The organism is Chitinophaga barathri, from assembly GCF_003807585.1.
Taxonomy (GTDB): Bacteria; Bacteroidota; Bacteroidia; order Chitinophagales; family Chitinophagaceae; genus Chitinophaga; species Chitinophaga barathri.
On record NZ_RMBX01000004.1, the window covers coordinates 1 to 22,867 of the forward strand.

A 22,867-nucleotide genomic window follows, 5' to 3' on the forward strand; every position below is an offset into this window, starting at 1 on the left:
CGCCACGGATATCTTAAAGGCATCTTCGTAAATGGGGGGCTTCCCCTGTCGCTTCTTTTTCATATTGGGTAGTTTGAATCTATATATTTTCTACCGCAATCTGTAAAGCTTATTTAGGAGGAGACATAGTAAAAGCGTTCATGAAGCAGGGTAAAAGCGTTCATATAGTAGTAGAGAAGCAGTCTCTAAGTAGCAGACAGGCAGCGGATAAGTACCGGAAATCCACCTGTAATTAAAACTATCTTTAATGTGAGGGGCTGGTGCATAAAAAAAGCCGCGCATGGCGCAGCTTTCATAATATCCTGATCTGTAATTATTTGTATTTCGGATCATACAGGGAGCTTTCCGGAACGGCCACTTTAGGCTTCCCTTTATAGCGGTGTGTAAAGAGCGCGTAGCTGCCACCCACCACAAGCGCCAGAATACAGGCAAGTTTCAGATAAAACAGGAAACGGGAGGAGGCTACCCAATCGCGGGTAAAATCATTCGTATTTTCAACTGTATGCTGGTCCATATTAGATTTTTTTCGCTCTGCAAACTTACAAAGTAAATTTTCAAAGTCCAAATAAGAACGTTATTTCTTCTTGGGGTGCCAGAGGGTGGAAAAGGTGCGTTTGTTGAGGAAATAATACCGCCAGATCATGATCCCGTGGAATACGCCGTTCAGGTCGTAGAGCCGCTTGCGGGGGATGGTGTCGATGATCTTTTTTTCTTCCGTCCTGCGCCAGCGGTAATAGTCGCGGTAAGCGCGGAAGATCGCCATCATGTCTTTCGGTTTCCCGGAAACAAGGCTTTTTACAGCCGCCATCAGGTCCAGTACATGCCGCTGCGTAAGGATGATCCATTGTTCGCCGAAATGCAGGTTTTTGCAGAGCATGATGAGGTTATTCCGGAAGTTGAGGTACAGTTTGCGGGGATTGCCCTGTGGCAAACTGCCGCCGCCTACGTGGTACACCACGGCGGAAGGGCAGAAACTGATGCGGTAACCGGCCCGTTGCAGCCGCCAGCAAAGGTCCACTTCTTCCATATGGGCAAAAAAGTAAGGGTCGAAGCCGCCTACTTCCCAGAAACAGGAAGAACGGATGAACAGGGCTGCTCCTGTGGCCCAGAAGATGTCCTGCGGGTTGTCGTATTGTCCTTTATCTACTTCGGTGTTGTAAAGAATGCGGCCCCGGCAGAAAGTGTAGCCGAGAATGTCCATCCATCCGCCCGCGGCACCCGCGTATTCAAAACTTTCAGGTTCATGGAAAGCCCGCATTTTAGGCTGGCAGGCAGCAATGCGTTCATCGCTCTGCATCTGGGTTATTACCGGGGAGATCCAGTTGGGATCCACCTCCACGTCCTGGTTGAGCAGCACGTAGATATCGGCTTTCACATGCCGTAGGGCTTCGTTGTAACCGCCCGCAAACCCGCTGTTGGTAGCATTCCGGATGATCTTTACCTGTGGGAAAGCGGATTGAACAAAAGCCACACTGTCGTCCGAAGAGGCATTATCCGCCAGGTAAATTTCGAGATTGCCATACCGGGAAGCGCACACGGAGGGGAGAAAGCGTTCGAGAAAGGCTTTTCCGTTCCAGTTGAGAATAACTACCGCTACCGAGGGCAATACTGTCAAAAGTGTTCCGTTTAATCCGTGACGTAATAATTTTAGCGTTGCAAATATGCAACAAAGCCTCCAAATATTACTAAATTAGTTGATTGTTAACAGTCGGTAACGATTGTGATTTTATAAACTAACTGATGTTTAAACAGTATATAGGCTGGAAGTTTACATTGGTGGCGGTAGCAGTAGTGATTATTGTAACCACCATCTGGTTTGTCAACAACCTGTCTGAGAAGATCCAGCACGAGGAAACAAAGAATGTGGCCACCTGGGTGGAAGCCAACCGCGAGGTGTTGCAGTCTCCCCCGGACGCGACCTTCAACCTGGCATCAGTGATTGTTACCACCAATACCACCATCCCGCTGATCCTTACAGACGATCACGGCAAGATCATAGACGACCGGAATATGGATTCCGTAAAGGTGGCGAACGATCCGGGATATCTCAGCCGCCAGCTCGCTGCGTTTAAAAAGCAGCATCCCCCCTTTATTATGGCCATAGATGCCAAAACGAATTATTATATCTATTACGGTGACTCACTGATCCTGAAGCAGGTGCGTTATTACCCATACATCCAGCTGCTGGTGGTGGCCTTGTTCATCGGTATCGTATTGTTTGCGCTGTCGTCTACAAACAGGGCCACGCAGAACCTGGTGTGGGTGGGCATGGCGAAGGAAACGGCCCATCAGCTGGGTACCCCGCTGTCTTCCATGGAAGCCTGGCTGGAAATATTGAAAGACAAGGAAGAGAGCCTGGCTATTGCCACGGAACTGGGCAAGGACGTGGACCGGCTGAAACTGATCAGCGAACGTTTTTCCAAGATCGGCAGTGTGCCCAGGCTGGAGGAGCACAACGTAGTGGCGCAGGTGGCCAATATGGTGGCTTATATCCGGAAAAGAGCCCCCCAGAAAGTACGGTTCACGCTGCAGACGGCGGAGCAGGAGGTGGTGGCGATGATTTCCCCCGCCCTGTTCGACTGGGTAGTGGAAAACCTGCTGAAAAACGCCCTGGACGCGATGGAAGGGAAGGGAGACATTACGGTGCTGATAGAAAATCACCTGACGCACATTACCATAGACATCACGGATACGGGCAAGGGCATTCCCAAAAGCCTGCAGGATAAAGTGTTTAATCCTGGTTTCAGTACCAAAAAAAGAGGCTGGGGGCTGGGTCTTTCACTGGCGAAGCGCATTATCCAGGACTACCACAAGGGCCGCCTGACGGTGAAATGGAGCGAAGTAAATAAGGGGACTACGTTCAGGATCCTGCTGCGGAAATAAATTTATTTGCTTATTATCAAAAAGGCTTTATTTTTGCAACCCACAAACAAGCGCGGAGGTGGCGAAATTGGTAGACGCGCTACTTTGAGGTGGTAGTGCCTGAAAGGGCTTGGGAGTTCGAATCTCCTCCTCCGCACCTAATGAGAATCTAACAGATTCGGTTATGGGCTGCTCGACAACGGGCAGCCCATTTTTATGACTTTAATATCTTCCCTGACTTTTCTTTTGACATCGGTATTCAGATATTGCAACTCCTCCTGAAGCCTCGCTATTCCCGTTACCAAAATAAAAATGAGTACCATAAATTCCGACGCCTTTTCTGTTGACTTTAATTGGCGTGAAGTAACAGGAAGTGCAGCTTATTTACAGGGAACTTTAAAGAAGTCATCACCAGGCAAAAAGATAACCGCGGGAGAAGAAGAAGTCCCAATTTGGTATTTCTTCTTTTTGCCACTGGAGAATTTCAGGACAATGACGTCTGTTTTAAATGGAATGCTGTAAACCGATTTTATGCACCACCTTCCTCGTAAAGTATCTGGTACAGTGGCAGTATTGTTTGCAGGCTTTATCCATTGAAATGTAAGGTCGGATTTTGTTACAAAGTTGCCGTCTGCCTTATTGTTTGTTTGCCAGCAACCTGTGTAATAATCAATATAATACTGCTTGTTACTTGTATTCTGTGCCTTTGCTGTAGTGCTGCAAAAAAACAGTAGACAGCAGTAAAGTGTGGGACAATAGGCAACCAGTGGTTTCATACGAAAGAGGATTTAGCACAAATGTATAAACAATTCATCCTGCCTGCCTAAGAGCGGTTTCTCTGGAACAGCTCTTTTTTTGTTTAGTACGGGCATTGTATCGGGCGGCTTCGTCTGCTGATTATATTAATTCCAGGTGTGTGAGTTCTTTGCCCAGGTCCTTTATACTGGACAAAATCCGGTTGACCTGTTTTTCGGAAGGTATTTTAATCCTGTTGGCATATTGGGAAAGCAACGACTGGCTGATCCCGATACGTTCTGCCAGCGCGGAAGAGTTGATCACTTTGTAGTATTCAAAGAACTGCGCCAGGTCCAGGCGGATCATCACATCTTTTTCAGAAACATCCGGTAATCCTTTTAACTCCCTCCAGGTATTCATTGCATCGAGGATATTCTGTCTCAGTTCCGTCATGTTGGCCGCGGCTGTGCCTACAGGGAATTTATCATCTACTGCGTATGCGGAATAGCCGGTGCCGGTTTTCTCTACGATGAATACGATTTTTTTCATGTACTGTTTTTGAGGACAAAATTTGTATTACTAAATTAAACCTGCCTGTTTCAGGTACTTCCTTTCCAGGCCTTTTCCTATTTCCCTGCTTCCATGATCGGAAAAGATGATTTCGGTACCAGGCTTGTCCGGATGGACAAGAATGATGTGACTTCCTTTCCCCTGCCTTAATACTCTCCATCCGGCTCTTTCCAGCCTTCGCAGTATTTCGGAGCATTTACTCATTTCCCCATGATTTAAAGGTAATATATTTATTACTAAATTGTTGCTGAACGGTAATTATTTTATTACTTTTTTTAACTCCTGATCTACTCTTTAGGGCAAGAAAAAACCCGCCAGGAAAAGCGGGTTGTTTTTAAGTTTTCCAATGCACTAGTTGAAGAAATGCACAATGTTTAGTTAATCCGGGTGTAGCCGTAGAAACAGTACCCGTATATCTGAGTTTCCCCAAAATGAATCAGTAATTTAATTATCGCGACAGGCGGTGTGTAAAAACACTCCATTGTCCCGTTTCTTTGTTTCCAATTCCGATATTCCAAATGTAAATATGACGCTGATGAAATCACGAAAATGGAGGGCGAGAAATTCTCGGGATTTTAAGAGAATATCCCGGAATTTGGAATGAAGAATGAATTTTGCAACACAGGTGCCGCCCGCCTCACCACGGAATACTGAAAAATCGTCTAACTTTACATAACGCACGCAGATACACTGCGTTTCGTCGCCGGAGCTTTAAACCGGCTATAATCATGTGAACTATGGGAACTTCAATCACCTGCCCGAACTGTAAGCATCACTTCGTTATGGAAGATGCGCTTTCAGCCGACATTGAACGTGAAATGCGTAATAAAATGGCTACTGAATGGAATAAAAGGCTTGATGAGCTGAAAACTCAAAAGCAGGAAATAGAACAGCAGACGCTGACCGTTAAAAGCCAGATGGAGAAAGAACGCCAGCAAATTGCCCAGGACCGCCAACAGATCAGCCAGCAACGCCAGCAGCAGGAAGACGAATTGATCAAACGCCTGCAGGCCGAAAAAATAAAATTGCAGGAAAGCATGGCCGCTACCATCCGTAAAGATGTAGCCGCCGATTTTGAAAACCAGCTCCAGATGCTCCAGCAATCCCAGCGGGAAAACGAAGACAAACTTAAAGATGCCCGCATGCGCGAACTGGATTTCCTCAAAAAAGCCCAGGATCTGCAGAACCGCGAACAGGAACTGGAACTTTCTCTCCAGAAAAGGCTCATGGAAGAACGTGCCCAGCTCGTGGAACAGATCCGTAAAGACGAAGCCGACCGCAGCAACCTGAAAGACACCGAATACCAGATGCGCCTCAGGGAAATGGAAAAACAACTGGAAGACCAGCGCCGCCTCGCGGAAGAAATGCGCCGCAAAGCGGAACAAGGTTCCATGCAGCTCCAGGGCGAAGTGCAGGAACTGGCGCTGGAAGAAATGCTGCGGGCTACCTTTCCCTTCGACGCCATCAGCGAAGTAGGCAAAGGCGTGCGCGGCGCGGATTGTATCCAGACCGTGCGCAACCAGTACGGCCAGGAATGCGGCAAGATCATCTATGAAAGCAAACGCACCAAAGACTTCTCCCGCGACTGGATCGAAAAACTGAAAGCGGATATGCGCAGCCAGGGCGCGGATGTGGCCATCCTCGTTACCCAGACCATGCCCCGCGACATGGACAAGTTCGGTGAACGGGAAGGCATATGGGTTTGTACTTTTCATGAAGTAAAAAGCCTCACCTACGTGCTCCGCGATGCCATCATGAAGATTTACAATTCTGCCAAAAACCAGGAGAACAAAGGCGATAAAATGCACCTGCTGTACCATTACCTCACCAGCGGCGAATTTGCCGAACAATGGAGTGCCATCCGCGAAGGTTTCCGTGCGATGAAAGCCTCTATCCAGAAAGAACGCGAAGCCATGGAGAAACTCTGGAAAGCCCGGGAAAAACAACTGGAAAAAGTATTGCTCAACGCCGCCCACATCAAAGGTTCCATAGAAGGGATCGCCGGCAGCGACTCGGTGGACCTCCAGTTGCTGGACGAAGCGGCGGAAGCCCTGCTGTCCGGCGCCGGGCAGTCACCGGATGAATAGACCCGATATTTTAGAAAAAAAATTGATATAAAGCCTTGCATGGCAGCAAACCGTGCAATACATTTACTGTTGTGAAAACTGGTTCCATCCGGTAACATAAAAAACAGACCGGCGAAGGAGGTCCATCGGAGACAAAAATTAAAAGGTAAAGAACTACGAGATGAAAAACCACGCTTACCATTCCATTATATTCGACCTGGGCGCAGTGCTCGTTGACTGGAACCCGCGTTACCTGTACAGCAAGATATTTACGACCCCGGAAGAAGTAGACCATTTCCTGCAGAACATCTGTACTTCAGACTGGAACGAAACCCAGGACGAAGGCCGCAGCCTGGAGGAAGGTACGGAGCTGCTGATCGCGGAGCATCCGCAATATGAAGCACAGATACGCGCTTTTTATGGAAGGTGGAAAGAAATGCTGGGCGGCCCCATTCCCGAAACTGTCCGGATACTGAAACAACTCAAAGACAGCGGCCGGTTTAAATTATACGCACTGACAAACTGGAGTAACGAAACATTTCCCATCGCGCTGATGGAATACCAGTTCCTGCAATGGTTCGATGGCATAGTAGTATCAGGCAAGGAAAAGATCCGCAAGCCGCAACCTGATTTTTATCAGTTATTACTCGACCGGTACAACGTAGATAAATCCACTTCCATCTTTATTGATGATAATTTCAGGAATGTAAAAGCCGCGGAAGAGTTCGGTATCGAGTCCATTCATTTTCTGAATGCGGAACAATTGCAACAGGAGCTATCCACGCGCGGTATCCTGAATTGACCGGATTTCTCTTCTACATAACGTGAAAACATAACATTTATTTTCGAGAATATATATCGTTATTCCCCTATGCAAACCGCCTTCCGGGCGGTTTTGCTTTAACATTTCTTTATAGCTATTTTAACTTTTCTACTGTAAACCAACAGTAACATTCGCCTGTCTATAGCGTTCAATAAAAGACAAGCCGGATGTGATGTTTGATATGGTGAATTGAAATGATGATGTTAGTCCGTTTATCAAATTGATAGTAATGCAGAGTAGGAGCAGGACAAGGGAGAGTTGAGAACGGACTGCATCACCGGCCATATAACAGCGATTAAATTGAAACACATATGAAAAGAACAGGATTGATTTTAAGTGTGGTGGCTGCCGGGGTAATGCTTGTAAGCAGTTGCAGGAAGGATCCGCTCAACGACATGACGGCTGAAGAATCCCGTATTTATGTTACGAATTACGATGAGCAAGCAAATTTCTCTTCTTACAAAACTTTCAGCATAGTAGATTCCGTTGCGGTCATCAGTAACCGTGAAGGCGCGGCAAAGGAACTGACCACCTACGATCAGAACCTGCTGGCCACGCTAAAAGCTTCCATGCAGGCGCGCGGTTACACGCTGGTGGATAAAGGCGCAAAGCCGGACCTGGCCATGAACGTGAGCCGGATCGATAATACCACCACTTCCGTAGGTTATGATCCCGGCTACTGGTCCGGCTGGCCCGGCTACTGGGATACCGGCTACTGGGGTTACCCCGGCTGGAATTACTGGTTCCCATCCTACTACACGGTATTCCGTTACAACGAAAAATCTGTTGCGGTAGACCTTGTAGACCTGAAAAATGCAGCCAGTCACGGCAACCAGCTTACCGCCATATGGAACGCGCAGCTGCGTGGTACCGGTGTTTGGACAGGCAGCAATATCGAGTCCATGCTCAAGACAGTATTTGAGCAGAGCCAGTATCTGAAAGCATCTAACTGATTGGTGAAAGCTTAAAACGAAGAAAAATGAAAAGTATCAAAACCATTATACTCGTACTGATCGGCTCGCTGGGCGTGAGCAGCGCTTTTGCCCAGAGCAGGCCGCCGGTATCCTTTAACGTGAATTATTCCATCGCGCAGCCGCTCGGCTCCCTCAGCGACTATGCCAAAAATACGAGCTTCCGCGGCTGGACTGTCGGGTTCCAGTATGCGCTGAACGACCGCCTGAGCCTGGGTCTCAAAACAGGTTTCAACGATTTTTATGAAAGAGTGCCCCGCGCCGTTTATCCCGGTAAAGGTGAAGATGTAAGCGCCGTGCAGACGCGTACGCTGCAAACCATTCCTATCCTGGCCACCGTGCAGTATTCGCTGGCCCCCGCTGATGCAAGGGTGATCCCTTACGCAGGCCTGGGTGTGGGTACCGCCAACATGAACTACGAGAAGTACTGGGGTGAGTTCGTGGAACAGGAAAACAAATGGGCGTTCCAGGTGAGCCCGGAGCTGGGCGTCAACGTGCCTTTCGGGAAATATTCGCCTTTTATGCTGAACGCGAACGTGCAGTATAACTACGCGCCATTTAAAGTGAACGAGATTTCAAATTTCAGCTCGATACAAGCAAACATTGGAGTGAAGTTCCATATCCAGTAACCACAATTCAACGGAACATGTGAGAGTGAGGGGCCGCCGGGGGGCGGCCCCATTTTTTTACCGTTGTTCAAAGAATCCTTCGGAATATTTTTCACGTACCTGCCCGTCCGTATCCTTGTAGATGTACAGAGCGCCCAGTTTCAGTTTCGGGTGGTGGCGGATAAATTCTAGCCCTTTGTCCACCCCGAGCAATATCAGTGCGTTGTCATACGCATCCGCCGTCATGGCGTCCGGTGCGGTAACGGTTACGGTAATGATGTTGTTGTGAATGGCTTCGCCGGTACGGGGATTGATGGTATGCGCAAAGCGGGTGCCGCCTTCGTCGAAGAAACGCTGGTAATTGCCGCTGGTGGCCACCGCACCGCTGGTCATCATCAGCAGGGATTGTTTTCCCTCGCCCTGTTGCAGCCTTTCGATGCCAACGCTCCAGGGCAGTCCTTTTTCATTATTCCCCAATGCCACCAGTTCTCCGCCCACATCCACGAGGTAGTTGGAAATACCGCGCGAAAGCAGGAACCTCGCAATCACGTCCGAGGTGTATCCCTGGGCAATGCCGTTGCAGTCTATCTCCACGCCCGGTTCTTTTTTGATCAGGTAACGGGAGCGCAGCGTGAGGTTTTGATAATCCACATGCCGGAGTGTACGTTTGATCGCGTCTTCGGAAGGTTTCCCGTTGGTATGCCGCTCCACGCCAAAACCCCAGAGGTCCACCAATGGTTTTACCGTGATGTCGAACAGGCCGTCCGTGATGCGGGATACTTCCTGCGCTTTTTTTACCACGGCGCGCATATGATCGTCCATCATCACTTTATCCCCTTTATTGAACCGGTTGATCAGCGAGCTGGGCACGTACAGGGAAAGGGAACGGTCTATCTGTCTGAAGAGGCCATCTATTTCAGGTTGCAGGGAAGTGGTATCCCGGCTGAGATATTTAATTACATAATAAGTGCCCTGTGCTTTGCCCGAAAGGGTAATGGCCTTTTGAGCGGAAGTGCTAACGGTGAAGCATATACTTAGCAGCAATAATAAACCCTTCATGCGTACAATTTAGTAAAAACATCAGGAAAATGCATTCTGCCCGGTAATATCCATACCGGTGATGAGGAGGTGTATTTCATGGGTACCTTCATAGGTGAGTACGCTTTCGAGGTTCATCATGTGGCGCATGATGGGATATTCGCCGGAAATGCCCATGGCTCCCAGTATCTGCCGGGCTTCGCGGGCAATGTGGGTGGCTGTTTCGCAGGCATTGCGTTTGGCCATGGATATTTGCTCGGGAGTGGCTGTATTGTTGTTTCTGAGCACGCCCAGCCGCCAGTTGAGCAGCTGCGCCTTGGTGATCTCGGTGATCATTTCGGCCAGTTTTTTCTGTATCAGCTGGAATCCGCCGATGGGCCGGCCGAACTGTACCCTTTCCCGCGAATAACGCAGGGCGGTGTCGTAACAATCCATGGCCGCGCCGATGGCTCCCCAGGCGATGCCGTAGCGCGCGCTGGAAAGGCAGGAGAGAGGCGCCTTCAGCCCGAATGCCTCCGGCAATATATTCGTTTTGGGTATCCGTACATTATCCATCACCAGTTCGCCGGTGGCGCTGGCGCGCAGGCTCCATTTATTGTGCGTCTCTGGCGTGGTAAATCCTTCCATCCCCCGTTCCACGATCACCCCGCGCACTCTTCCTTCCGGGTCTTTAGCCCAAACGAGGGCAATATCCGCAAATGGCGCGTTGGAGATCCACATTTTGGAACCGTTCAGCAGGATATGATCGCCGTCGTCATCAAAGTAAGTGAGCATTCCGGCGGGATTGGAGCCAAAGTCCGGCTCCGTGAGCCCAAAACATCCCATGATCTCCCCGGTGGCCATTTTGGGCAGGAAACGGCTTTTCTGTTCCTCGCTGCCATAGGTAAAAATGGGGTGCATCACCAGGGAGCCCTGCACCGAGGCGGTGGACCTCACGCCGCTGTCTCCCCGTTCCAATTCCTGCATCATCAGGCCGTAGGAAATATAATCCAGGCCGCCTCCGCCGTATTCCACAGGGATAGTCGGGCCAAAACAGCCCTGCTCTCCAAGGCCCTGCAAAATATGGTTGGGGAACGCGGCCCGCTGGCAATAATCATCTATCACGGGGGTGACGGCTTTTTTTACCCATTCCCGTACAGACGTGCGCACGAGTTTATGTTCTTCGGTAAGCAGCTCGTCCAGTTGGTAATAATCCGGCGATTGAAACAGGTCCTGGTGCATGGGTAAAGATTTTGTGTCTGCTCCTAATTTACGGAATTACACCAAAGTTGCTAACTTCGGCACAGCAAATCTGATCTGTATGGCCAAACTGATGCCCGTCTTCCTGCTGGCGGTGTTCCTGACTTTTGTGATCGCCAGTTTTTCTTCCCGTTTTTCACGGATCAAATCATCTGAAACTGGTCATTCTGTTGCCGGTATAGACACGGAGGTGCAGGCGGAAGTAAAACAGTATTGGATGGTATTCCTCGAAACCGGCCCGAATCAGCAGCAGGATCCGGCCAGCACGGCGCTTATCCAGGAAAAACATATTGCGGGCATCCGGAAACTGGCGGCTGACGGAAAGCTGCTGGCGGCGGGGCCTTTCAGGGGAGATGACAATCTCCGGGGGATCTTCATTATGGATTGTAAAGACAGCCTGGAGGCGGTTGCGCTCATCAATGCGGACACCGCCGTGATGACCGGCAGGCTGAAATACACGATCAAACCCTGGTGGACTGTGAAGAACTGCCTGTTCCGGTAGTTTTTTTACCGCCAGGTGTCTATATTATTTTCATAAACCGTTTGTGGTAAAGCATTTACTCACCTTCCCGGCATAAAAAAAGCGCCCTGTGTTACAGAGCGCTCCTGGTATTCATTCAATCTTTTTTGTCCTTTACAGGTATCCCGCCATTTCTTTCTGCAATTGCAGGGCGGCGGCGTGTGCATCGTCCGCAAATCTTTCGTCGTTGCCGGCATAGATCACGGCGCGGCTGGCGTTTACCAGCAGGCCTGCTTCCTTGTTCATCCCTTTTTCAGAAATGTCTTTCAGGCTGCCGCCCTGCGCGCCCACGCCGGGTACGAGGAAGAAGTGGTCCGGTACGATCTTGCGGATATCCGCCACCACGTCCGCCTGTGTGGCGCCTACCACGAACATCATATTGTCCGGTGAGCCCCAGGAAGCGCAGGTGCGTATTACCTTTTCGTAAAGTTTTTCATCTTTCAGCGGCTGCATCTGGAAATCAGCGCTGCCTACGTTGGAGGTGAGCCCGAGCACGATCGCCCATTTTTCGGGGAACCCGAGGAAGGGCTGCACGCTGTCATGCCCCATGTAAGGCGCCACCGTCACGGAATCGAAGCCGTATGTTTCGTAAAAGGTTTTGGCGTAATAAGAGGAGGTATTGCCGATGTCGCCGCGTTTGGCGTCCGCAATGGTGAAAATTTCCTTCGGTATGTATTCCACGGTGCGTTGCAGGCTTTCCCAGCCGCGGATGCCCTGGCATTCATAAAAAGCTGTGTTGATCTTATATGCAACGCAAAGGTCTTTTGTAGCGTCGATGATAGCCTTGTTGAAGGCGAACATCGGGTCGGGGTGGGATAACAGGTGTTTGGGAATCTTGTGAATGTCCGTATCGAGGCCGATACATAAATAAGACCGCCTGTCCCTGATAAGCTGCACCAATTCCTGTCTATTCATAGTATAATTTGCAATTAGGAGCGAATTTCCGGCATTTTTACCAAATCCCCATTTTGATTTTCCGATTTAAGTGCTTATTTTTTGCTTCACCACGGTATGTAAAAACTAGATTCCCATGAAATTAAGCGCGTTGTTTAGCCTGTTATTCGTTTCGGCTGTGTCTTTTCTGCAATCGAATGCGCAGGAGGTAAAACTACCACAGATAGGCGTTGCCACTTCTTTTGACAATGACAGCCTGCTCAGCAGCGCCGGTTTTGTTTATATCGAAGAATCCGCCCGCAAACTGCTGGCCCCCGGCGTGGAAGATTCCACCTACCGCCGCCAGCTGGCCAGCCTGAAAGCCATGAAGCTCGAAGTACGCTCCTGCAACCTGTTTTTACCCGGCACTATACGTCTCTTCGGCCCCGGAGCGGATGAAAAACAAATACTCGGGTATGTGGACACCCTGATGTTCCGCGCCAGGGAAGCCGGTATCAAACTCATCGTATTCGGCAGCGCCGGATCCCGCAAGCTGCTGGACGGCATGGACCCGCAGGTTTCCCTGAAAGAACTGATCGCTATCTCCCGTAAAATGGCGGAAGTGGCTGCGAAATACGACAGGATCATCGCCATCGAAAACCTGAACAAATCCGAAGACAATTTTATCAACTCCCTGGAGATCGTCACCGAGATCGTAAAAGCCGTGAACCATCCCAATTTCAGGATCACCGCGGACATTTATCATATGAAAAAAGAAGGAGAAGACCCGGAACGGATTGTAAAAGCGGCGCCCTGGCTTGTGCATTGCCACATTGCCGAAAAAGAAGGCCGCCGCGCCCCGGGCACTTTGCCGGAAGATTTTACGCCATACCTCGCCGCCTTAAAAAGAGCCAACTTCAAAGGCCGTATTACCATGGAATGCAGCTGGAAAAACATAGCGGAAGAATGCAAGCCCGCCCTCGTTTACCTGCAAAAACAACTGGCGGAAGCATATAAATAAACATAACAATAAGCACACATACACAGCACTCACAACAAAAAAAGATCCATATGACTGAAGTAAAAAAGGACCGCCGCGAATTCCTCAGGCTTTCCCTGATGGGGGGCGCAGGCGTTGCCCTGAGCGCAATGGGGATGCCGGCCAGCAGCTATGCACGCATCATGGGCGCGAACGACAGGGTAAACGTAGGCGTGGTAGGGTTTTCCGACCGTTTCCGCCAGGCGCTCATGCCTTGCTTTATGAACAATCATAAAGAACTGAATTTCGATATCGTGGCCGTATCCGACATCTGGAACAGGAGAAGGGACGAAGGCAAAGCCATCCTCGAAAAACAACTGGGGCACAGCGTTCAGACCTGTGTGAACAATGACGAACTGTATAAAATAAAAGACCTTGACGCTGTTATGATCGCCACGGCGGACTTCCAGCATGCCTTTCATACCACCGAAGCAGTCAACAACAAAAAGGATGTGTACTGCGAAAAACCTTTCGCGGAAACCATGGCGGACGCCCGTATGGCCCTCAAAGCTGTAAAAGCATCCGGCAGGGTGTTCCAGGTGGGCACGCAGCGCAGGAGCGGCCCCAGCTATCATTCCGCCGCAAAGTTCATCCAGGACGGCAAATTTGGCCCCATCACCATGGTGGAAATGACCTGGAATGTAAACCAGCCCGGCCGCTGGCGCAGGCCGGACCTTACCGGCACCATCAAAGAATCCGATGTGGACTGGCAACGTTTCCTCTGCACCCGCCCCAAAGACAGCTGGGACCCGCGCAAATATCTTGAATTCCGCCTTTTCTGGCCTTATTCCTCCGGTATCTTCGGCCAGTGGATGACGCACCAGATAGATACTGTACACTGGTTCAGCGGCCTCAAACACCCCCGCAGCGCAGTGGCAAACGGTGGCATCTACCAATGGAAAGACGGACGCTCCAATGCGGACACGCTCACCGCCGTATTCGACTACGGTCCTGAAAACGACCCCGCCACCGGCTTCCAGGTAGTGTATAGTTCCCGCTTCCACAACTCAGCCGGCGGCACAAAAGAACTTTATTACTCAAACGGCGGCATGATCGATATGAGCACGAATAAGATCAGCCCCACCGGCGGCCTGAGGGAAAGAGAAGCCAAAGAAATGGGCATGAAAGCCAACCTCCTCCCCGACATGGACATAAGCATATCTGCTGCTGCCGTAGAAGCCGGCGCAAATACAGGCGGAGACGACACCACGAACGCACACGTGCGCAACTGGATGGAATGCGTAAGGAAACAGGACGTTAAAACAAACGCACCGATAGAAGCCGCTTATTCCCATTCCATCGCGCTGATCATGGGCACAGCCGCTTACAGGACCGGTTTAAAAGCAACATTCGACGAAACCAAACAAGACGTAATCGTAGGAGGGAAGGTGTTTACACTATAATTTCCGCCTTTCCTCTCCATGGTGGGCTGGTTCAAATTGTATGTTTTAAGAAAATAAACTGGGCGTTGTTTCTTTTGGGCAATGGGCACAGTATTTTCTTAAAACATACAATTTGAACCAGCCCTTCTTTTTTTGACTTCGTTGAAAGTTATAGTGTTTGGGTGGGGAGCAGGAGAAATTGGTTAATTAAGGTAGCGTTTTCCGCTTTTGCATGGGCGGGGGAGACTTCTTCCAGCAACAAACCCTCTCATTTCCCTGGATTAGAGGCCGTAGGAATTTAAAGAAATAATTTAAAATTTCGTAAAAAGCTGTGCCCACAGCCCTGAAGCCACAATGCCCAGTTCTTTTTAGGAAATTTTAAATTATTTCTTTAAATCTCCGCTTCGTTTGAGCATTTCGGCGGCGATTTCCTGTGACTGGGAGTTGGGATCGTTTTGCAGGTGTTGTACCACGCTGGCGTAGTCTTTTTCGTTTTTGTTCTGGCTTAGTTTGAAGCGGGTATCCACGCGGGTGATCGTGATCTCAAAACCGGTGATGGCTTTGAGATTGTTGTGCAGTTCTTTTTCGCCGATGTCTGAAATGCTTACGGGGTGGGCGCTTGCGGCTTCGTATTTGTTCATCAGGGCGGTGAGCGATTCGGTCAGTTCCTGTTCGCTCTGGATGCGCAGGGTGCCGTATATATGCACCGCAATATAATTCCAGGTGGGGATTTTGTCTTTTTCGTACCAGGAAGATGAAATATAAGCGTGCGGGTCTGAGAATACCGTCAGGAAGGTCTGGCCGCTGGTGAAGGTGGCGGACTGGGTATTTGCATTGGCAATATGCCCCCGCAGCACGTATTCTCCGGGCATTTTTTCCTCCAGCTCCACAGGCAGGTGCGTACCGACAGGCAGCCCGTCCTGTATGCTGATGAGTAGCGCGAAGCTATGTTTCCGGATAAATTCCGCGATGTTATTCCAATCTGTTTCCTGGTGAAGGCGGGGAGCATACATAGGCTAAAATTTGAGTACTGGGGAAATAAATCAAGGCCAAGGAAAACAATCACAGAACGCAGTCAGGAAACACAATCACAGCCAGGGCTTGGATAATCCGGCATTTCAAAACAAACCTCATCCCCCCTTTGGGCTTAAAGGCCGTAGGAGTTCAAAAAGGTAAATTTAAATTCGTAAAAAGCTGTGCCCATTGCCTCAAAAAACAGCTGCCCAGTTCTTTTTATGAATTTAAATTTACCTTTTTGAATCTCCGCTTTTAGACAACTATCTCTACGATCTTTGTCGGCTCTATTTGTTGGCATTGCGCATAGCGATGCTGCGGGCGGTATTGCCTGCGAACTCCGCAAACGCTTCTTTGGTAACGGCATCGTTTCCTGCTACAGCGGGCACGCCTTCGTCACCGCCTTCGCGGATGCTTTGTACCAGGGGTATCTGTCCCAGGAAGGGGATTTCCAGCTCTTCCGCCAGTCTTTTACCGCCTTCCTTGCCAAAGATGTAATATTTGTTCTGCGGCAGCTCAGCGGGCGTGAAATAAGCCATGTTTTCCACGAGGCCGATGATCGGCACGCGGATCTGCGGGCTGCTGAACATGCTGATGCCTTTTTTGGCGTCAGCCAGGGCCACGTCCTGCGGGGTGGTTACGATCACCGCGCCGGTAACGGGCACGGTCTGCACCAATGTCAGGTGGATATCACCGGTGCCGGGAGGCATGTCGATGATCAGGTAATCCAGTTCTTCCCAGTACACATCGCTCACAAATTGTTTGAGGGCGCTGCTGGCCATGGGGCCACGCCACACGATGGCCTGTTTTTCATCCACCAGCAGGCCGATGGACATGAATTTGATACCGTATTTCTCCATCGGCACGATCATGCCTTTGCCTTCCACGTTCACCATCATGGGTCTTTCGCCGCGTACGCCGAACATGATAGGAACGGAAGGACCGTAAATATCAGCGTCCATCAGGCCTACCTTGGCGCCATCCTGCGCGAGAGCGAGTGCCAGGTTGGCCGCTACGGTGGATTTGCCTACGCCGCCTTTGCCGGAGGCCACCATGATGATATTTTTAACGTTCGGCAGCAGGGATCTGCCGTCCTTACGGTTGGAGCTTACGTTTGCGGTCATTTTTACCTCTACTTCCGCCTCTTTGCTCACCAGGTGAATGATCGCGTTCACACAGGCGTTTTTTATCATTTCTTTCAGCGGGCAGGCCGGGGTGGTCAGTACTACCGTAAATTTTACTTTATTGCCGTCGATCTCAATGTCCTTCACCATGTTAAGGGTCACCAAATCCTTACCCAGATCGGGTTCTTCCACATTTGACAGTGCCTCGAGGACCTTTTCTTTTGTGATCATAAATTGATGTTAAAATTGTTTCCGATCTGCAAAGTTAACCTAAAATGATGTTTAATTTGTTGGTTTTATATTCGTGTTTCCGGGTGGTAACATATATCTTAGTCCTTGCATGCATAAGAAACTGATCATACTATTTTCCCTGCTGTTCCTGCCTTTTTTGCTCAAAGCACAACTGAAAGCATTCAAAGACAGCATTATACAGATTTCCGGTATCACCATGACCGCGGACAGCCTGCGCGCCATCCCGGCCGTGAGCATCCTTGTAAAGGGCCAGAACCGCGGTACTATTTCCAATAGCCAGGGCGTTTTTTCCATCGTGGCGTTCAAAGGGGATACCCTGCTTTTCAGCGCCATAGGTTTCCGCAGAAAAGACTATAAGATCCCCGTCGAACTGGTCGGTAACAGCTATTCCCTGATCCAGCTGATGACCGAGGACACGATGTACCTCGCCGAAACGGTTATCCATCCTTATCCAAACAAACGTGAATTTGAAAAGATGTTCGTGGATATGAACATCCCGAACGATATGTACGAAGTGGCCCGTAAAAACAATGAGCAGGCCAAACTACGCGCCATGGCCAGGTATATACCTGTGGACGGCGGCGGCGCCTACAACGTGTTTATGCAGAAACAGCAGCAATCCCTCTACTACGCCGGGCAGGTCCCGCCGCAGAATATCTTCAACCCGCTCGCCTGGGCACAATTCATCGAATCCTGGAAACGGGGGGACTTCAAACGGAAGGACTAAACGTTTTTCAAAGACTTCATAAAGATTTACGCACCTGAAAGGCCGGCAACTGTTTAACAACCGGCTTTCCCATAACATCATCCCGTGCACCCGGTGGCTTCATGCGGCTTGGAACCCGTTTTTCCTTAAATTGCCGTTCATTGAACAATCACCAAAATAAATCTTCTATGCAGAAAGTAGCTGTGATCGGCGCCGGCACCATGGGCAACGGGATTGCCCACGTATTTGCCCAGCACGGGTTTTCCGTTCACCTAATCGATGTATCCCAGCAGGCGCTGGACAAAGCACTGGATACCATTGTCCGCAACCTCAACCGCCAGCTTTCCAAAGAAACCATCACAGAGGCGGACAAACAGCAGACCATTACGAATCTTCATACTTTTACCAGTCTCGCGGCGGGCGTGCAGGGCGTGGACCTCGTGGTGGAAGCCGCTACGGAAAACGTGGACCTGAAATTGAAAATATTCCGCGAGCTGGACGAACATACCGGCCCGGAAGTAATACTGGCCAGCAATACCTCCTCTATTTCCATCACAAAGATCGCGGCGGTCACAAAGAAGCCCGGCAAAGTGATCGGTATGCACTTTATGAACCCTGTGCCGGTCATGAAACTGGTGGAGATCATCAACGGTTATGCCACGGAAAAAAGCGTGACGGAATATATTACGGACCTTTCAAAACAACTGGGAAAAGTGCCCTGCGTGGCGAACGATTACCCCGGTTTTATTGCGAACCGCATCCTCATGCCGATGATCAACGAAGCAGTCTATACTTTGTACGAAGGTGTAGGGGGCGTGGAAGAAATAGATACGGTGATGAAACTAGGCATGGCCCATCCCATGGGGCCTTTACAGCTGGCGGACTTTATCGGCCTGGACGTTTGCCTGTCCATCCTCCGTGTGTTGTACGACGGCTTCGGCAACCAGAAATACGCGCCCTGCCCGCTGCTGGTGAATATGGTGACTGCCGGTTATCTCGGCGCCAAAAGCGGTGAAGGATTCTACAAATACACTGCCGGCAGCAAAGACCTGGTAGTGAGTGACCGTTTCCTCTAAAATGTTGTAACCCGCCGGCATACTGCCTGGCGGGTTACGCTATCAAATCCCATATCAAATCACTATTTTTTATCCGCTTTGCAAACGCCGGGAAACTCCACCCGGCTTTAGTTTCATGAAGGATATCGTAAAAGTTTATTTCTTTGAAGAAGAACTATACAGGTTCAAGTTTAATTTTTCTGAGATATAATTGATCGCAGCCATAGACCTCACGCTGTTGCCCACGGGGTCCAGCGGGGGAGAGAATGCCGCAATGGCCATCCTGCCCGGCACTACGGCTATCACACCGCCGCCTACGCCGCTTTTGCCCGGCAGTCCTACGTGGAACAGCCAGGTGCCCGAGGTCTGGTACAATCCTTCCATACTCATCACGGCCAGTATTTTAGGCACATACTTTTCATCAAGAATACGTTTTTTCGTAATAGGGTTCACGCCCCCATTGGCGAGTACGCCGGCCATCACAGCAAGGTCTTTGGCGGTTACACCTACGGAACATTGTTTGGTATAACTGTCACAGGCGTCTATCGGGTCCGCCCACATATGACCGTATGCGTCCAGCAGCATGGCGATGGCGCGGTTGTGCTGGTTGGTGGCGGCTTCTGATTTATACAGTTCATCTAAGACTTTCAACGGCCTGCCCGCCATATCGCTGAGGTGGTTCAGCACGATCTGCCATTGTGCGTCTTTATTCGGGCCTTTGATCATACTGTTCGTAGCCATGGCGCCTGCGTTCACAAGCGGGCTCACGGGCGAATAACCTTCCAGCTCTATCGCGATCACCGAATTAAAAGGCATGCCGGTGGCATTTACGCCGATGGCATGCGCGATGCTGTCCGGGCCTACTTCCATCATGGCTTTGCAAAGCACAAATGCTTTTGAAATAGATTCTATGCCGAACTCATATTTTGTATCGCCGGCCTCAAACACTTTGCCATCGGCTGTTACAATGGATATGCCAAAGAGATTGGAAGGCACATTGGCGAGGAAGGGGATGTAATCCGCGTTCGCTCCGCCGTTCAGGCCTTTGAACTTTTCATGGGTTTCTTTGAGCAGTTCGTTGTAGTTCTGTGCAAAGGAAGTGACCGTGATCAGCAGGGTAGAGAACAGGAGTATTGCTAAGCGTTTCATAGCAAATATTTTTTTGAGGGTTTAGAATTTGAACATCGTGGAGAATTGTATGCGGTGATTGTCCGCACTCATCCCATTGATATTTTTGCGGTATCCGTATAAGTATTCCAATCCTACTTTCATGAATGTATTGGGGTACCAAATGAGGTTCCCCACGCCGTACTGGCTCATGTTAAAATCCGTGCCCGGCTGGTATGATTTGGTTTTAAGGGTGAGGTATCCCCAGCCCACCGTTGTGCTCAGTTTGTCGCTCCACCAGTGATCGTAAAATCCCATCAGGCCAAGGGCCGGCACGGTACGCAATTTTTGCGCGGGGCTTTGCCAGATGCCGTCGTACCCGTCTCCGCCGATGTCGTCAAAATAATTCGCAATGCCTTCGCCGTAGGCGGCCTGGTACACGAAATTGTCTTTGCTTTTTTCCAGCTGGAAAGTACCGGAAATATTCACCCCCCAGCCCGGGGTGCTTTTACGGTCTTTGTCCGGCATTTCGTAGGTGAGCGGGTGAAACACGCCTGCGATCTTTACATGATTTCCGCCCCAGTCGTGACGGATGCTCAGCACGGCGTCGGGTATCTGCGTAAGGCTGTTATAACCGGAATCGGTGGGGACGGTAATATTCCCGCTCGGGTTTTCCAGCGAGATGGCAATTTTGGTGTCTTTGCCGACGGGCTGTGTAAAACGGATCTGCACCTGCCGGGTGAACACCATGGCATTCGGCCCCCAGTAATCCAGGGTGTTGGGGAAAACGTCGATGTCCATGAAGTTGCTCCAGTATTGCCCTGCGCCCAATCTTCCATACTCGCCCCAGGCATGCCGCAAGCGCGGTACTGAGCTGCCGTTGGGGTTAAACAGGTCGAACTCAAGGGTGGTTTTGAGCGTATGTTTTCCCAATGGCACCGAACCGATAAAATTAAAACGCGTTTGCCGGATGGTGTAGGATGTATTGGTTTTATGATCGTTTGGGATCACGATGGTACTGGGCTGAAATGCGTCGTGATTGGTGGTCTGGTGAAAATCATGAATAGCGTCGAACTGGACGTAGCCGCCAATTTCAAGCGACACGCCTTTATTGTCCGACACCACAAAACCGCCGTACCTGCCGGATTCTATGGCACTGCGCGTTTGCGAGCGCGCTTCGGGACTGTAGCGGCTGATGCGCAGTTCAAGACGGCGAAGGCGCGCGTCAAGGCTGTCCAGCCTGCTTTGTGTGGCGGGATCCTGCGCGTGCAGGGCCTGGCAGAGCAGGATGCAGGGCAGTAGCAAAACACCCCGTATCAGGCCCGTGTATCGTTTTAAGAAGGATATTTTATACGGTTTCATAAGATCAAACTTTAGGGGTTGGAAGCCGTGCTCAGTTATGGTGTACTGCCCGTTTTCGCGGCCGGTTTCTTTTTTATGGAAGCGCTGATCACAAACGGCGCCGCCACGAATATGGCAGTACCAGCCATTACCACGCCCACATAAAACGCCGGGCTTCCCACGGGAAGCTGCGTAGGCGGGAAAAACGCGACTACAAACGCGAAGGCCACGGCCAGGAAACCCACGCCCGCGATGATCCACATACCCGTATTGCCGCCGGGCACTTTATAGGACCGGGCCAGGTCGGGCTGTGAATATCGCAGCTTGATACCGGCGGCATACATCATCATGTACATGATGAGATACAGACCGATCGTGAGTGCGCTGAGCAGGAAAAACGCCACGTTCACATCGTCCATCACGAAATACAACGAGGACAACACTGTTACGATACAACCCTGTACGATCAGGATATGACTTTGCACGCCGTTTTTGTTCGTATAGGCCAGGAAAGTGGGCAGCTGCCCGTCTTTGGCCGTCCACAGCAAACCGCGGCTGGGCCCAGATATCCACGACATTACACCCGCCATTACGCCGAATGCGGTGAGCGCCCCCATGACATTGGTGATCCAGGGCACGCCCAGTCTTGCGAATGCCTGGTCGAAAGCCACCAGCAGACCGCCCTGCAGGTCGATCTTATCGTACGGCAGCATGGCCGCCATGCTGAGTGAACCGAGTGTGAACAATGCAAAGGAGATCAGCGCGGCAAGAAAGATGGCCGCCGGGAATTGTGATTGCGGTTTATCCAGCTCCTGCGCGTGTACCGCGTGCACTTCCACGCCCGCGAACAATAGCAGGATACCCGCCAGGAAGGCGATATCGCCCATACCCTGGATGCCCGGTATCAGCCGGGGATGGATGCGCCCGCTCACTTCGTGCACTAATGTGGTTTGTTCAGACGGTACGTTGAGGAATTCCACCGGGTTGCCCTGCGCCACCCAGATGGCCGCCAGCACGATCACGGTGACGCCGGGGAGCACGGTGCCGATCAGGAAACCCTGGCTGGAAATTTTCGAGATCACTTCCGTTCCTTTAAAAGTGATCCAGGTGGCGAACCAATAGATGGCAATGGAGAATGCGCCTACGAACTTGCCATTCAGCGCCAGTTCCGGCTTGCCGATCATATACGCGATGCCTGCCGCGGCAAACGCCAGCACAGTAGGGTACCATACCACGTTCTGTATCCATTGCAGGAATATCGCGAGGAAGCCGAGCTTTTGATTAAACGCTTCCTTGATCCAGGTGTACACGCCGCCGCCTTTGCTGGCGAAGGCTCCGCCAAGCTCCGCGCCTACCAGCGCCGCGGGGATGAGGAAGAGAAAAGTAGCGAAGCCGATATAGAAGAACATGGTAAGCTCTTCTTTTGCCATCATGGGCAGGCCCCGCAGGGAGATCACCGCGGCAGCCGTCATTAAAGCCAGCTGCGCCGTGGTGATCCTTGATTTTTCAGATGCCATATCAATCAGTTAGATAAAGTAATGG

Annotated in this window: 23 protein-coding genes and 1 tRNA gene; 11 read left to right on the top strand and 13 right to left on the bottom strand. The window is 50.5% G+C overall.

From position 1 onward, the window contains the following. Positions 1–313: 313 nt before the first annotated feature. Positions 314–514: a hypothetical protein gene (locus EG028_RS08330; RefSeq protein ID WP_120516358.1), complete on the bottom strand. Its 201-nt coding sequence runs from the start codon at positions 512–514 to the stop codon at positions 314–316. 60 nt (positions 515–574) lie between these two features. Continuing rightward, entirely contained in the window at positions 575–1,615 is a 1,041-nt protein-coding gene (locus tag EG028_RS08335) for a glycosyltransferase family 2 protein (protein WP_120516357.1), read from the bottom strand. Positions 1,616–1,740: 125 nt separating this feature from the next. Between EG028_RS08335 and EG028_RS08340 the strand changes: the two genes are divergently transcribed. Next, a complete protein-coding gene (locus EG028_RS08340; protein ID WP_120516356.1) occupies positions 1,741–2,883 on the top strand; it encodes a sensor histidine kinase in 1,143 nt (380 codons plus the stop codon). A 52-nt stretch (positions 2,884–2,935) separates the two neighbouring features. After that, positions 2,936–3,019: transfer RNA gene (locus EG028_RS08345), tRNA-Leu, on the top strand. A 223-nt stretch (positions 3,020–3,242) separates the two neighbouring features. Here EG028_RS08345 and EG028_RS08350 read toward each other — a convergent pair. From EG028_RS08350 to EG028_RS08360, 3 genes are all read right to left on the bottom strand, one after another. Next, positions 3,243–3,638 (bottom strand): hypothetical protein, encoded by a 396-nt coding sequence (locus EG028_RS08350; protein WP_120516355.1) that lies wholly within the window; start codon positions 3,636–3,638, stop codon positions 3,243–3,245. A 121-nt stretch (positions 3,639–3,759) separates the two neighbouring features. Further along, positions 3,760–4,146 (bottom strand): XRE family transcriptional regulator, encoded by a 387-nt coding sequence (locus EG028_RS08355; protein ID WP_120516354.1) that lies wholly within the window; start codon positions 4,144–4,146, stop codon positions 3,760–3,762. 30 nt (positions 4,147–4,176) lie between these two features. Then, positions 4,177–4,371 (bottom strand): type II toxin-antitoxin system HicA family toxin, encoded by a 195-nt coding sequence (locus EG028_RS08360; RefSeq protein WP_120516353.1) that lies wholly within the window; start codon positions 4,369–4,371, stop codon positions 4,177–4,179. A gap of 533 nt (positions 4,372–4,904) precedes the next feature. On the opposite strand from EG028_RS08360, the gene EG028_RS08365 reads away from it, so the two are divergent. The 4 genes from EG028_RS08365 to EG028_RS08380 all read left to right on the top strand — a co-directional run bounded on the left by EG028_RS08365 (position 4,905) and on the right by EG028_RS08380 (position 8,656). Continuing rightward, entirely contained in the window at positions 4,905–6,254 is a 1,350-nt protein-coding gene (locus EG028_RS08365; protein WP_120516352.1) for a DUF2130 domain-containing protein, read from the top strand. A gap of 160 nt (positions 6,255–6,414) precedes the next feature. Beyond that, positions 6,415–7,035: an HAD family hydrolase gene (locus tag EG028_RS08370; RefSeq protein ID WP_120516351.1), complete on the top strand. Its 621-nt coding sequence runs from the start codon at positions 6,415–6,417 to the stop codon at positions 7,033–7,035. A 332-nt stretch (positions 7,036–7,367) separates the two neighbouring features. Beyond that, the gene (locus tag EG028_RS08375) at positions 7,368–8,009 is read left to right on the top strand and encodes a DUF4136 domain-containing protein (RefSeq protein ID WP_120516350.1); all 642 of its coding nucleotides are present in this window, start codon (positions 7,368–7,370) and stop codon (positions 8,007–8,009) included. Between the two features lie 26 nt (positions 8,010–8,035). After that, complete coding sequence (locus EG028_RS08380; RefSeq protein ID WP_120516349.1) at positions 8,036–8,656, top strand: outer membrane beta-barrel protein; 621 nt, start codon at positions 8,036–8,038, stop codon at positions 8,654–8,656. A 57-nt stretch (positions 8,657–8,713) separates the two neighbouring features. On the opposite strand, the gene EG028_RS08385 is transcribed toward EG028_RS08380, so the two are convergent. Both EG028_RS08385 and EG028_RS08390 read right to left on the bottom strand, forming a co-directional pair. Further along, the gene (locus EG028_RS08385) at positions 8,714–9,694 is read right to left on the bottom strand and encodes an FAD:protein FMN transferase (protein ID WP_120516348.1); all 981 of its coding nucleotides are present in this window, start codon (positions 9,692–9,694) and stop codon (positions 8,714–8,716) included. Positions 9,695–9,715: 21 nt separating this feature from the next. Beyond that, positions 9,716–10,894 (bottom strand): acyl-CoA dehydrogenase family protein, encoded by a 1,179-nt coding sequence (locus EG028_RS08390; protein WP_120516347.1) that lies wholly within the window; start codon positions 10,892–10,894, stop codon positions 9,716–9,718. Positions 10,895–10,973: 79 nt separating this feature from the next. Here EG028_RS08390 and EG028_RS08395 point away from each other — a divergent pair, with 79 nt between their 5' ends. Continuing rightward, a complete protein-coding gene (locus tag EG028_RS08395; protein WP_162946430.1) occupies positions 10,974–11,414 on the top strand; it encodes a YciI family protein in 441 nt (146 codons plus the stop codon). A 132-nt stretch (positions 11,415–11,546) separates the two neighbouring features. Here EG028_RS08395 and pyrF read toward each other — a convergent pair whose 3' ends face one another. Next, a complete protein-coding gene (gene pyrF, locus EG028_RS08400) occupies positions 11,547–12,347 on the bottom strand; it encodes an orotidine-5'-phosphate decarboxylase (RefSeq protein ID WP_120516345.1) in 801 nt (266 codons plus the stop codon). Between the two features lie 115 nt (positions 12,348–12,462). Between pyrF and EG028_RS08405 the strand changes: the two genes are divergently transcribed. Then, positions 12,463–13,326, top strand: a complete 864-nt coding sequence (locus EG028_RS08405; protein ID WP_120516344.1) for a sugar phosphate isomerase/epimerase family protein — start codon at positions 12,463–12,465, stop codon at positions 13,324–13,326. A gap of 50 nt (positions 13,327–13,376) precedes the next feature. Beyond that, complete coding sequence (locus EG028_RS08410) at positions 13,377–14,747, top strand: Gfo/Idh/MocA family protein (protein ID WP_120516343.1); 1,371 nt, start codon at positions 13,377–13,379, stop codon at positions 14,745–14,747. A 362-nt stretch (positions 14,748–15,109) separates the two neighbouring features. On the opposite strand, the gene EG028_RS08415 is transcribed toward EG028_RS08410, so the two are convergent. Both EG028_RS08415 and EG028_RS08420 read right to left on the bottom strand, forming a co-directional pair. Continuing rightward, positions 15,110–15,739 (bottom strand): FMN-binding negative transcriptional regulator, encoded by a 630-nt coding sequence (locus EG028_RS08415; protein ID WP_120516342.1) that lies wholly within the window; start codon positions 15,737–15,739, stop codon positions 15,110–15,112. Positions 15,740–16,027: 288 nt separating this feature from the next. Beyond that, positions 16,028–17,095: an Mrp/NBP35 family ATP-binding protein gene (locus EG028_RS08420; RefSeq protein WP_120516341.1), complete on the bottom strand. Its 1,068-nt coding sequence runs from the start codon at positions 17,093–17,095 to the stop codon at positions 16,028–16,030. Positions 17,096–17,204: 109 nt separating this feature from the next. On the opposite strand from EG028_RS08420, the gene EG028_RS08425 reads away from it, so the two are divergent. Together EG028_RS08425 and EG028_RS08430 are read left to right on the top strand one after the other, a co-directional pair. After that, positions 17,205–17,843, top strand: a complete 639-nt coding sequence (locus tag EG028_RS08425) for a carboxypeptidase-like regulatory domain-containing protein (protein WP_120516340.1) — start codon at positions 17,205–17,207, stop codon at positions 17,841–17,843. Positions 17,844–18,010: 167 nt separating this feature from the next. Next, a complete protein-coding gene (locus EG028_RS08430; RefSeq protein WP_120516339.1) occupies positions 18,011–18,898 on the top strand; it encodes a 3-hydroxyacyl-CoA dehydrogenase family protein in 888 nt (295 codons plus the stop codon). 135 nt (positions 18,899–19,033) lie between these two features. On the opposite strand, the gene glsA is transcribed toward EG028_RS08430, so the two are convergent. The 3 genes from glsA to EG028_RS08445 are packed head-to-tail and all read right to left on the bottom strand — an operon-like array spanning position 19,034 to position 22,842. Next, positions 19,034–20,026 (bottom strand): glutaminase A, encoded by a 993-nt coding sequence (gene glsA / locus EG028_RS08435; RefSeq protein ID WP_120516338.1) that lies wholly within the window; start codon positions 20,024–20,026, stop codon positions 19,034–19,036. 21 nt (positions 20,027–20,047) lie between these two features. After that, complete coding sequence (locus EG028_RS08440; RefSeq protein WP_120516337.1) at positions 20,048–21,346, bottom strand: DcaP family trimeric outer membrane transporter; 1,299 nt, start codon at positions 21,344–21,346, stop codon at positions 20,048–20,050. Between the two features lie 35 nt (positions 21,347–21,381). Next, positions 21,382–22,842, bottom strand: coding sequence for an amino acid permease (locus tag EG028_RS08445; protein WP_120516336.1), 1,461 nt, complete (start codon positions 22,840–22,842; stop codon positions 21,382–21,384). Positions 22,843–22,867 lie beyond the last annotated feature (25 nt).

Excerpts from the sequence above, each read along its gene's own strand:
- EG028_RS08330 (WP_120516358.1), bottom strand. The coding sequence starts at position 514 with ATGGACCAGCATACAGTTGAAAATACGAATGATTTTACCCGCGATTGG.
- EG028_RS08340 (WP_120516356.1), top strand. The coding sequence starts at position 1,741 with ATGTTTAAACAGTATATAGGCTGGAAGTTTACATTGGTGGCGGTAGCA.
- EG028_RS08350 (WP_120516355.1), bottom strand. The coding sequence starts at position 3,638 with ATGAAACCACTGGTTGCCTATTGTCCCACACTTTACTGCTGTCTACTG.
- EG028_RS08355 (WP_120516354.1), bottom strand. The coding sequence starts at position 4,146 with ATGAAAAAAATCGTATTCATCGTAGAGAAAACCGGCACCGGCTATTCC.
- EG028_RS08360 (WP_120516353.1), bottom strand. The coding sequence starts at position 4,371 with ATGAGTAAATGCTCCGAAATACTGCGAAGGCTGGAAAGAGCCGGATGG.
- EG028_RS08365 (WP_120516352.1), top strand. The coding sequence starts at position 4,905 with ATGGGAACTTCAATCACCTGCCCGAACTGTAAGCATCACTTCGTTATG.
- EG028_RS08370 (WP_120516351.1), top strand. The coding sequence starts at position 6,415 with ATGAAAAACCACGCTTACCATTCCATTATATTCGACCTGGGCGCAGTG.
- EG028_RS08375 (WP_120516350.1), top strand. The coding sequence starts at position 7,368 with ATGAAAAGAACAGGATTGATTTTAAGTGTGGTGGCTGCCGGGGTAATG.
- EG028_RS08380 (WP_120516349.1), top strand. The coding sequence starts at position 8,036 with ATGAAAAGTATCAAAACCATTATACTCGTACTGATCGGCTCGCTGGGC.
- EG028_RS08385 (WP_120516348.1), bottom strand. The coding sequence starts at position 9,694 with ATGAAGGGTTTATTATTGCTGCTAAGTATATGCTTCACCGTTAGCACT.
- EG028_RS08390 (WP_120516347.1), bottom strand. The coding sequence starts at position 10,894 with ATGCACCAGGACCTGTTTCAATCGCCGGATTATTACCAACTGGACGAG.
- EG028_RS08395 (WP_162946430.1), top strand. The coding sequence starts at position 10,974 with ATGGCCAAACTGATGCCCGTCTTCCTGCTGGCGGTGTTCCTGACTTTT.
- pyrF (WP_120516345.1), bottom strand. The coding sequence starts at position 12,347 with ATGAATAGACAGGAATTGGTGCAGCTTATCAGGGACAGGCGGTCTTAT.
- EG028_RS08405 (WP_120516344.1), top strand. The coding sequence starts at position 12,463 with ATGAAATTAAGCGCGTTGTTTAGCCTGTTATTCGTTTCGGCTGTGTCT.
- EG028_RS08410 (WP_120516343.1), top strand. The coding sequence starts at position 13,377 with ATGACTGAAGTAAAAAAGGACCGCCGCGAATTCCTCAGGCTTTCCCTG.
- EG028_RS08415 (WP_120516342.1), bottom strand. The coding sequence starts at position 15,739 with ATGTATGCTCCCCGCCTTCACCAGGAAACAGATTGGAATAACATCGCG.
- EG028_RS08420 (WP_120516341.1), bottom strand. The coding sequence starts at position 17,095 with ATGATCACAAAAGAAAAGGTCCTCGAGGCACTGTCAAATGTGGAAGAA.
- EG028_RS08425 (WP_120516340.1), top strand. The coding sequence starts at position 17,205 with ATGCATAAGAAACTGATCATACTATTTTCCCTGCTGTTCCTGCCTTTT.
- EG028_RS08430 (WP_120516339.1), top strand. The coding sequence starts at position 18,011 with ATGCAGAAAGTAGCTGTGATCGGCGCCGGCACCATGGGCAACGGGATT.
- glsA (WP_120516338.1), bottom strand. The coding sequence starts at position 20,026 with ATGAAACGCTTAGCAATACTCCTGTTCTCTACCCTGCTGATCACGGTC.
- EG028_RS08440 (WP_120516337.1), bottom strand. The coding sequence starts at position 21,346 with ATGAAACCGTATAAAATATCCTTCTTAAAACGATACACGGGCCTGATA.
- EG028_RS08445 (WP_120516336.1), bottom strand. The coding sequence starts at position 22,842 with ATGGCATCTGAAAAATCAAGGATCACCACGGCGCAGCTGGCTTTAATG.